Below are 8243 nucleotides of genomic sequence, written 5' to 3'. Positions count from 1 at the left end.
TTGCGCTCATCATCAACACCTGTAGATTTGCGTTTAGTGTAACGCTACCAGGCGTCTACCGTATCGGGGGCTTGCCAGTCTTTTTTCTTCCAATAAGTATTAATATGATAAAAACAATACCTAGCCCAAAAAGTGGCGCCAGTAAAAGTCCAATAATGTATCCACCAAGCTCGTTATAGTGGGATGGATTTCCTGTCCATACCGTTTGCTCAAACTCTTGCTCTACACGATTTGAAGGCTCTCGAAATTGATTCGTAGCTTGGCTCCCATCAAGAAACTCTCCGCAGTGCTTGCACTTGAGTGCAACCGCAAGAATCATCTCTCCACAAAATGGACACCTTTTTTGGTCCTCCATTAAAAACTCCCTACCGGCATCATATACATCGCTCTTGTACGCACCATTTTGTACTTTAGGAGAGTACGTAATGGCATGACTACCTCTATCTCAAATTGTTGTGTCATGCAAAGTGCTCAAATTGACTTGTAAAATGTCCGACTACCTGATTTCTTGAAGGCTATGGCACTTTTGTCTTCTAGGTGCCTAGCAAGCGTTGAAAATAGCCAGCCCGTTTTGTTGTCTATCCTGTTGCCCTTAGGGTAAGCCGATTTTTTCAGCTCAAGCTGTTCCTTGATAAAGGTAGCTGGAACCCATCCGTCGGAAAATTCGTTTTCTGACTCCCTGATAAACAGGAGTAACTCCTCCGCCATTGCGTCGAATAGCTCATGAATTCTAAATTTACGGTTCATAGATTTCTCAATTTGCATAACGCCAGCGCACAACGGCGCCCTTGTAATGGAGGCGCAGCCGCAATGAAAAGGGCGTCCGGCGGCCGTAGGCCGCGAATTGCTGCGCCTTGTTAGCTGAGTAGCACCGGCGGGCGACAAACCCCGATCTTTGGCAACCAGCATGACCGCCTGCTCCGTTGCTTTATGTACAGGCCTTGGCCGATGCACCCCAATTAAAAACACCGCCGACGATGCGGCGAATGAACCTGAACCTCAGAGTAGCAAGTAAGCAAGGAACCAGGTTTTGCTGGACAGCCCCGCAACCCAAACACCTACTTTTATACCAACACCGAAACCCTGTTGAGCTACCAGCAAAACGACGAATTTTGACGGCCTTGGCGGAACACCCGAACTGCCGGGTTTGCTACCAAGTAACGGCCAAGGCCCGATGCCACCGGGCCAACCAACAGGAACAACGAACTACCCAGCTAACGCCCAGGCTTTGCGGCGTGCCGGAGCGCCAGCGCAGGCGCGTCCGACAACAGCCATTGGTTAAGCTGCCTCAAAGTCCAGGGGATGGATTCCATCCAGGTTGACCGTGTGGCGGGCCACCCATAGATCGTACATATCTTGCATCGCCAACCAACTCTCAGGAGAACGTCCGAGAACCTTGGATAGCCGAAGCGACATTTCCGGGCTAATACCACTATCCCCTTTGAGCAGCCGAGACAAAGTCGAGGGAGAGACCCCCAGACTGGAAGCAAGCTGACGGGAACTGATACCGAAAGGCTCCAGGTACACCTCCCGAATGAATTCACCGGGATGCGGCGGATTATGCATAGTCATCAGTGATAATCCTCATAATCAAGAATGTAGGCGTTGCCGTCCTGAAATTCGAACGTCATGCGTCAATTTCCGTTAACACGAATCGACCACCGCCCTTTGTCTCGCCCCTTCAATGGGTGAAGCCGAAAACCAGGGATATCCATATCATCCACCGAAGTGGCGGCATCCAGAGCTGCTAACTGCATGCGCAGTTTCTCTGCATGATCGGGTTGTATGCCAGACGTGCTGCCGGTCGAGTAGAACCGCTTCAATCCTTTGTGACGGAATGATTTAATCATGAGGTAATTCTAGCATGTTGCGCACCACGCAACAACCAAGCTTAACGCCTTGTTTAGCGGCGGCTTTTGCGTATCGGCGCGAAGAAAAAGCCGTCCGGTGGAGGGCCATCGGCCCGGAACGTACTACAACTACTGGTTAAATGCGCCTTGCTATGAACTTGACGACCAGACCACTCAATACACTCGGTACAAAAAACATCGACACCACAACGAAGAAAATTCCCTCAAGGCCCTGCTCTGCACCAGGTTTTGCTAAGAGTGACATTCCAATCGTAACTATCAGTGGCAATACAACAGCCAGCACGAGAGCCATCGCCAAAGATAAAAAGAATGTCAGTACAAAACCAACGGCGCATAGGACACCGACCAGCAACCAAGGGTTGACGCTCTGATTAGGAAGCAGATGGTCCAGGAGCCCCAGCGTCAAGACCAACGCGACAGAGGAACCAAATACAATTAAGGCCTGCTTACTCAGAGGTATATGGCTTACCATTTAACGCTCGCCATCAATGGTGACAAAACCGCAGCGAAGCGGAGGTTTTGGCATCCGTTGCATGGCCTGGTTACACCTCACTCTGGTCAGTGAAGCTGATTGAAAACTTCCGGGTGTTGCTCAGCAATGCGCAGAAGCGCAACCGCAGGTCCCTGCGGCTCCCGCCGACCCTGCTCCCAATCCTGAAGGGTTCGCACACTCACGCCCATAAGACCGGCAAACGCAGATTGCGACATGTTCAACTTCAGCCTGATCACTTTAGGCGGTGAGGGCTCTGATAGCTCATGGGTTCGTAGAGCCAATTTGCCCTTCTTGAACTGCTTGATTTCATTGATGCCATCGAGGATTTCTGCCCCAAGGTCTCTGTCACCCATTTTTGATTGCCTCCGCTATCTGCTTGAGCGTATGGCCAGGAATGCTGGCGCGCTCTGATTTACTGTACAGCGTGAGCATCCATATCTCGTGGTCAGATTTCTTCCAGTAGTAAATAGCTCTGATACCACCGCTCTTTCCCGAACCCGCTGGTGCCCATCGAACTTTACGAACGCCACCCGAGCCCTTGATTAGATCCCCGACATCCGGCTTCTGCAAAAGGTAGGTTTGCAGCCCACGGTATTCCTCATCCGTGAGGTAGTTCGGCAATAGCTTGGTGAACGTTGAGGTTTCGATGAACAGCATTGCCAAAATATACGGCGTTGCCGTACATTCGTCAAGGCAGGATCAGTGAGGTGTAACGCTGGCATCAGCCGTGCGCTTTAGCGCGTCGGCTGCATGCCTTGGTTAAAAGATCCATTTCTCTCAAGCATAACAGCAGAAGCTGCCAACACTGCCATTAGGACCTCAGCTCCCAGGAGAAGATACATCATCGCATTCGCTGAGCCGTCTACGATGATCCCGAACAGCCTGGACAGAGATAGAAATATCATTAGCCCCAGCACTCCGCGAACGCCGATGTAAACAGCATGGCTACCCTTCGTACTGAGCCAGAATAGTGAGGCTAGGCCAAGGGCCATACCCCCGTAGGTGGCGCGCATATCGATAACTGCAGATGACGACGCTGGTTCTGAACCGGTCACAATTGAGGCCAAGAGTTCAGGCGCAAAGGTGAAGCCAAGCCCAAAAACAGCGAAAAGACCGCAATTAATCCAAACAAGGTACCTAGAAAATTGCATAGTTACTCCTCATCCATGGAGTGGATTTTTAACAGTTTATTCTACGACAAAACCGATGAATATCCGGTAGATATCCGAGAAAAACGTCAAAACCCGCCCACAAATGAGACACTAATCACGCGCTCTGCCTTGGCGGCTACTGTCCAAAACAAAAAACCCGGATAACCAAACGGCATCCGGGCAAAGGACTGTCACTGTGAACAGTGCAACCGAGGGGGGTTAATCAGCACACGGTAGTGCCGCCATCAATGGCGATGTTCTGGCCGGTGATGTGGCGGCCGGCTTCGGTGGCCAGCAGGGCGATCAGGCCCTTCATGTCTTCCTCGCCGCCGAAGCGATTCAGGGGGATGCGCTCGAGCATCTTCTCGCCCATGGCGTCCAGCAGGCCGTTGGCCATCTTGGAGGGGAAGAAGCCGGGGCAGATGCTGTTCACGTTGATGTTGTACTTGCCCCATTCGGAGGCCAGTGCCCGGGTGAAGTTGACGTTGGCGCCCTTGGAGGTGTTGTAGGCGATGGTGCTCATGCCTTCCGGGTTACCAGACAGGCCGGCGATGGAGGCAGTGGTGATCACCTTGCCGGACTTGCGGGGGATCATGCAGCGTTTGCCTACTTCCCGGGTGAGGAAGAAGGTGGCGTCCACGTTCAGGTTCATGACCTTGTCCCAGGCTTCGTCCGGATGATCTTCCGCCGGAGCGCCCCAGGTGGCGCCGGCGTTGTTGACCAGGATGTCGATGGTGCCGAAGCGCTCAATGACCTGGTCCACAAAGCCGGGGATCGTCTCCCGTTTGGACATGTCGGCGGCGATGGTCATCACTTCGATGCCCTGGCCTTCCAGGTGCTTCTGGGCGTCGTCCAGTTCGTGCTGTTTGCGGGCGCTGATCACCAGCTTGGCACCCAGCTCACCCAGGGCTTCGGCCATTTGCAGGCCCAGGCCGCGGGAACCGCCTGTAATAACGGCGACTTTTCCGGTCAGGTCGAACAGTTGTTTCAGACTCATTGGGGGCTCCTGTAGTTGTTGTGATCTGCCCGGCTGACTCGTTATTTAACGAGCAGGGCCGGGCATTGGCAGGGGGATCAGGCGATCTTTTGCAGCAGCGCGTCGCTGACCTTGCCCAGGTGGTAGTCGGCGTCGCCGAACAGCAGGTTGATCAGGGTCAGACGCTTGAAGATGTGGGCGGCCCACATCTCGTCGGTCACGCCCATGCCGCCGTGCAGCTGTACGCCGGCCTGGCCCACTTCCCGGGTGCCCTGGCCGATCAGCAGCTTGGCCTGGGAGATGGCTTCGCGACGGGCCTCACGGTCGTCGGAGTCGGCACTGTCTGCCGCCAGGATAGCCATGGAACGGCCCTGCTGGGCGTGAATGAACATGTCCGCCATGCGGTGCTGCAGCACCTGGAACTTGGAGATGGGCACGCCAAACTGCTTGCGGGTCTGGGTGTATTCCAGGGTGGCTTCGGTCATGGCATCCATGGCGCCCACGGCTTCGGCGCACAGGGCGGCAATGCCCTGGTCGATGGCCTTTTCCAGAGCCGGTAAGCCCTGGTTGGCTTCGCCAATGATGGCGTCGGCACCCACTTTCACATCCTTCAGGGTCACTTCGGCGGTGCGGAAACCGTCGTGGGTGGCGAAGTCGGTGACGGTGACACCACTGGCATCGGCATCCACCAGGAACAGGGTAATGCCGTCTTCACTACGGGCATCGCCGCTGGTGCGGGCGGATACGATCAGCTGGTTGGCCTGGCCGCCGTGGATAACGGCGGTCTTGCTGCCGTTGAGCACGTAGTCGCTGCCGTCGCCCTTGGCCACGGTGTTGATGTGGGCCAGGTTGTAGCGGGCGCCGTGCTCGTAGGTGGCAAGTGCCATCAGCTTCTCGCCGCTGGCGATGGCCGGCAGGATGGCCTGCTTCTGGGCGTCGGAGCCGGCGTCACGTACCAGCCCACCGGCCAGTACCACAGTGGCCAGGTAAGGCTCGGTCACCAGGGCGCGGCCGAAGGATTCCATTACCAGCATGGTGTCGATGCCGTTGCCGCCCAGGCCGTTGTAGTCCTCGGGGAAGGTGAAGGCCAGCAGGCCCATTTCCGCCAGGGCATTCCAGATACCTGCGTCGGTACCCTTGCCGGATTCGATGATCTCGCGGCGTTTCTCGAAAGTGTACTCGTTGGCCAGGAAGCGGCGCAGCGAGTCCTGCAGCATTTGCTGTTCTTCTGTCAGTTCGAAGTTCATGGTCCGCTCCTTACAGCCCCAGCACCAGTTTGGAAATGATGTTGCGCTGGATCTCGTTGGATCCGCCGAAGATGGACAGCTTGCGCATGTTGAAGTAGTCACCCGCCGCCGGCACGGCGTTCATGCCGCCAACCATGGGGCCGTTGTAGTCCGGCTCCAGGGCATCCGGGATGTGGGCGAGGGCGTCCTGGCCGGTGGCTTCCATGGCCAGTTCAAACAGACGCTGACCAATCTCGGTACCGCGGATCTTGAGGATGGAGGCCTCGGGCCCTGGGCCAGTGGCGTTGGTCAGTACCCGCAGCACGGTCAGTTCCAGCGCACGCAGCTCGGCGTCCAGCTGGGCCAGGCGGTCGCGGAAACGGGGGTTCTCGATGATGGCGTGGCCGTCATCCTGTTCTTCCCGGGCGATTTCCTTCAGCCGGCGCATCATGGCTTTCCACTGGCCGACGTTGGCCAGGCCGGTACGCTCGTGGCCCAGCAGGTACTTGGCGTAGGTCCAGCCCTTGTCCTCTTCGCCCACCAGGTTTTCCACCGGCACCTTGACGTTCTCGAAGAACACGTCGTTAATCTCGTGCTCACCATCCAGCATGATGATGGGCTTCACGTCGATGCCCGGGGTCTTCATGTCGATCAGCAGGAAGGAGATACCTTCCTGGGCCTTCACGTCCTTGTTGGTGCGGACCAGGCAGAAGATCCAGTCGCCGTGCTGACCCAGGGTGGTCCAGGTTTTCTGGCCGTTGACGATGTAGTAGTCACCGTCCCGCTCGGCGGTGGTGCGCAGGGAGGCCAGGTCGGAACCGGAGCCCGGCTCGGAATAACCCTGGGACCACCAGACGTCACCGCTGACGATACCGGGCAGGTGCTTGTCTTTCTGCTCCTGGTTGCCGAACTTCATGATCACCGGGGCCACCATGCGCAGACCGAAGTCCAGCTGGCGGGGTGCGCCGGCGAGGGCACACTCTTCCTCGAAGATCAGCTGTTCCACTTCGCTCCAGCCCGGGCCACCGAATTCCTTCGGCCAGGTGCTGGCGCCCCAGCCCTGCTTGTACAGAATCTGTTGCCAGCGGACGATCATGTCCTTGGTGAAGCGCAGGCGCTTCTGAACCCGCTCGCGGATGTCATCCGGCAGGTTGTCCTGCAGGAACTGGCGGACTTCCTGGCGGAAGGCCTCCTGTTCTGGGGTGTAGTTCAGATCCATGGTTGTCTCTCTTTATCGTCAGTTGCAACGGGGCCCCTGAGTCATTCCAGGGGCCCCGGTTTGTCATGCAATAGCGTTATTCGTAAGAAAGGTCCGATCAGGCCACTTCAAACAGGCCTGCAGCACCCATACCGGTACCCACGCACATGGTAACCACCACGTATTTCACGCCGCGGCGCTTGCCTTCGATCAGGGCGTGGCCCACCAGGCGGGAGCCGGTGGTGCCGTAGGGGTGGCCCACAGCAATGGCACCGCCGTTAACGTTCAGGCGGTCCATGGGGATGCCCAGCTCACGCTGACAGTACAGTACCTGGACGGCGAAGGCCTCGTTCAGTTCCCACAGGCCGATGTCGTCCACGGTCAGGCCGGCACGCTTGAGCAGCTTGGGTACCGCGTAGACCGGGCCGATGCCCATTTCGTCCGGCTCACAGCCGGCTACGGCGAAACCACGGAAGATGCCCAGCGGCTGCAGGCCACGCTGTTCGGCCAGCTTGCCATCCATCAGTACACAGGCGGAGGCGCCGTCGGAGAACTGGCTGGCGTTACCGGCGGTGACCACGCCGCCTTCCATGGCGGAGCGGATCTTGCTCACGCCTTCCAGGTTGGTGTCCGGGCGGATGCCTTCGTCCTGGGAGACAGTCACTTCCTTGCTCATCAGCTGGCCGGTGGCCTTGTCGGCAACGCCGGCGGTGGTGGTGATGGGCACGATCTCGTCGTCGAACTTGCCTTCCTCACGGGCCTTGGCGGCCAGGGTCTGGCTGCGTACGCCGTACTCGTCCATGTCCTCTTTCCTGATCTTGTAGCGCTGGGCTACGGTCTCGGCGGTCTGCAGCATGGACCAGTACAGCTCCGGCTTGTTCTGCATCAGCCAGGGCTCGGCCAGGTAGTTCTGGTTCACGGTAGCCTGTACGGTGGAGATGGACTCCACACCGCCGGCAACCATCACCGGCACCTTGTCCACGGCAATGTGCTGGGCGGCCATGGCGATGGCCTGCAGGCCGGAGGAGCAGAACCGGTTGATGGTGGCGCCGGCCACAGACACCGGCAGGCCGGCACGGATCGCACCCATGCGGGCGACGTCGTTACCGGTGGAACCTTCCGGCAGGGCACAGCCCATCAGTACGTCTTCAATCTCGGCGGGATCCACCTTTGAACGCTCAACCGCGTGCTGGATAGCGTGGCCGGCCAGGGTGGCGCCATGGGTCATGTTCAGGCCGCCGCGCCAGGACTTGGCCAGGGGCGTGCGGGCGGTGGATACGATGACAACATCATTCATAATCTTTCTCCTGTGTGCCGGAGCCCGCGCG

10 protein-coding genes and 1 pseudogene are annotated in these 8243 nt (G+C 57.6%); all 11 read right to left on the bottom strand.

Features of this window, described 5'->3' with window-relative positions; all coding sequences use genetic code 11:
- Positions 1 to 471: 471 nt before the first annotated feature.
- The 11 genes and pseudogenes from MLC59_RS09545 to MLC59_RS09495 all read right to left on the bottom strand — a co-directional run bounded on the left by MLC59_RS09545 (position 472) and on the right by MLC59_RS09495 (position 8212).
- A complete protein-coding gene (locus MLC59_RS09545) occupies positions 472 to 909 on the bottom strand; it encodes a hypothetical protein (RefSeq protein ID WP_248233726.1) in 438 nt (145 codons plus the stop codon).
- A gap of 369 nt (positions 910 to 1278) precedes the next feature.
- On the bottom strand, positions 1279 to 1572 hold the full coding sequence (locus tag MLC59_RS09540) for a HigA family addiction module antitoxin (RefSeq protein WP_172515563.1): 294 nt from the start codon (positions 1570 to 1572) through the stop codon (positions 1279 to 1281).
- Positions 1572 to 1850: pseudogene (locus MLC59_RS09535) on the bottom strand (type II toxin-antitoxin system RelE/ParE family toxin). Before MLC59_RS09535 ends, MLC59_RS09540 begins: the two are co-directional and overlap by 1 nt.
- 136 nt (positions 1851 to 1986) lie before the next feature.
- A complete protein-coding gene (locus MLC59_RS09530) occupies positions 1987 to 2343 on the bottom strand; it encodes a hypothetical protein (RefSeq protein WP_248233724.1) in 357 nt (118 codons plus the stop codon).
- An 86-nt stretch (positions 2344 to 2429) separates the two neighbouring features.
- Positions 2430 to 2717: a helix-turn-helix domain-containing protein gene (locus tag MLC59_RS09525; RefSeq protein WP_248233722.1), complete on the bottom strand. Its 288-nt coding sequence runs from the start codon at positions 2715 to 2717 to the stop codon at positions 2430 to 2432.
- A complete protein-coding gene (locus tag MLC59_RS09520) occupies positions 2710 to 3021 on the bottom strand; it encodes a type II toxin-antitoxin system RelE/ParE family toxin (protein ID WP_248233720.1) in 312 nt (103 codons plus the stop codon). Before MLC59_RS09520 ends, MLC59_RS09525 begins: the two co-directional genes overlap by 8 nt.
- Before the next feature lie 77 nt (positions 3022 to 3098).
- Complete coding sequence (locus tag MLC59_RS09515) at positions 3099 to 3515, bottom strand: DUF4345 family protein (RefSeq protein WP_248233719.1); 417 nt, start codon at positions 3513 to 3515, stop codon at positions 3099 to 3101.
- A 223-nt stretch (positions 3516 to 3738) separates the two neighbouring features.
- Positions 3739 to 4512, bottom strand: a complete 774-nt coding sequence (locus MLC59_RS09510) for an SDR family oxidoreductase (protein ID WP_248233717.1) — start codon at positions 4510 to 4512, stop codon at positions 3739 to 3741.
- A gap of 77 nt (positions 4513 to 4589) precedes the next feature.
- A complete protein-coding gene (locus MLC59_RS09505; protein ID WP_248233716.1) occupies positions 4590 to 5738 on the bottom strand; it encodes an acyl-CoA dehydrogenase family protein in 1149 nt (382 codons plus the stop codon).
- A 10-nt stretch (positions 5739 to 5748) separates the two neighbouring features.
- Positions 5749 to 6936, bottom strand: a complete 1188-nt coding sequence (locus MLC59_RS09500; RefSeq protein ID WP_248233714.1) for an acyl-CoA dehydrogenase family protein — start codon at positions 6934 to 6936, stop codon at positions 5749 to 5751.
- 97 nt (positions 6937 to 7033) lie between these two features.
- On the bottom strand, positions 7034 to 8212 hold the full coding sequence (locus tag MLC59_RS09495) for an acetyl-CoA C-acyltransferase (RefSeq protein ID WP_248233713.1): 1179 nt from the start codon (positions 8210 to 8212) through the stop codon (positions 7034 to 7036).
- Between the last annotated feature and the right edge of the window lie 31 nt (positions 8213 to 8243).

Origin of the sequence: Marinobacter bryozoorum (assembly GCF_023156245.1) — a bacterium.
Lineage (GTDB): Bacteria > Pseudomonadota > Gammaproteobacteria > Pseudomonadales > Oleiphilaceae > Marinobacter > Marinobacter bryozoorum.
The sequence above is the reverse complement of the archived record's forward strand: the minus strand, read 5'-3'. Positions and strand labels throughout refer to the sequence as shown.

What these genes read in the sequence shown, in the direction of transcription:
- MLC59_RS09515 (WP_248233719.1), bottom strand. Translation starts at nt 3,515, where the DNA reads ATGCAATTTTCTAGGTACCTTGTTTGGATTAATTGCGGTCTTTTCGCT.
- MLC59_RS09500 (WP_248233714.1), bottom strand. Translation starts at nt 6,936, where the DNA reads ATGGATCTGAACTACACCCCAGAACAGGAGGCCTTCCGCCAGGAAGTC.
- MLC59_RS09545 (WP_248233726.1), bottom strand. Translation starts at nt 909, where the DNA reads ATGCTGGTTGCCAAAGATCGGGGTTTGTCGCCCGCCGGTGCTACTCAG.
- MLC59_RS09505 (WP_248233716.1), bottom strand. Translation starts at nt 5,738, where the DNA reads ATGAACTTCGAACTGACAGAAGAACAGCAAATGCTGCAGGACTCGCTG.
- MLC59_RS09525 (WP_248233722.1), bottom strand. Translation starts at nt 2,717, where the DNA reads ATGGGTGACAGAGACCTTGGGGCAGAAATCCTCGATGGCATCAATGAA.
- MLC59_RS09540 (WP_172515563.1), bottom strand. Translation starts at nt 1,572, where the DNA reads ATGACTATGCATAATCCGCCGCATCCCGGTGAATTCATTCGGGAGGTG.
- MLC59_RS09530 (WP_248233724.1), bottom strand. Translation starts at nt 2,343, where the DNA reads ATGGTAAGCCATATACCTCTGAGTAAGCAGGCCTTAATTGTATTTGGT.
- MLC59_RS09495 (WP_248233713.1), bottom strand. Translation starts at nt 8,212, where the DNA reads ATGAATGATGTTGTCATCGTATCCACCGCCCGCACGCCCCTGGCCAAG.
- MLC59_RS09520 (WP_248233720.1), bottom strand. Translation starts at nt 3,021, where the DNA reads ATGCTGTTCATCGAAACCTCAACGTTCACCAAGCTATTGCCGAACTAC.
- MLC59_RS09510 (WP_248233717.1), bottom strand. Translation starts at nt 4,512, where the DNA reads ATGAGTCTGAAACAACTGTTCGACCTGACCGGAAAAGTCGCCGTTATT.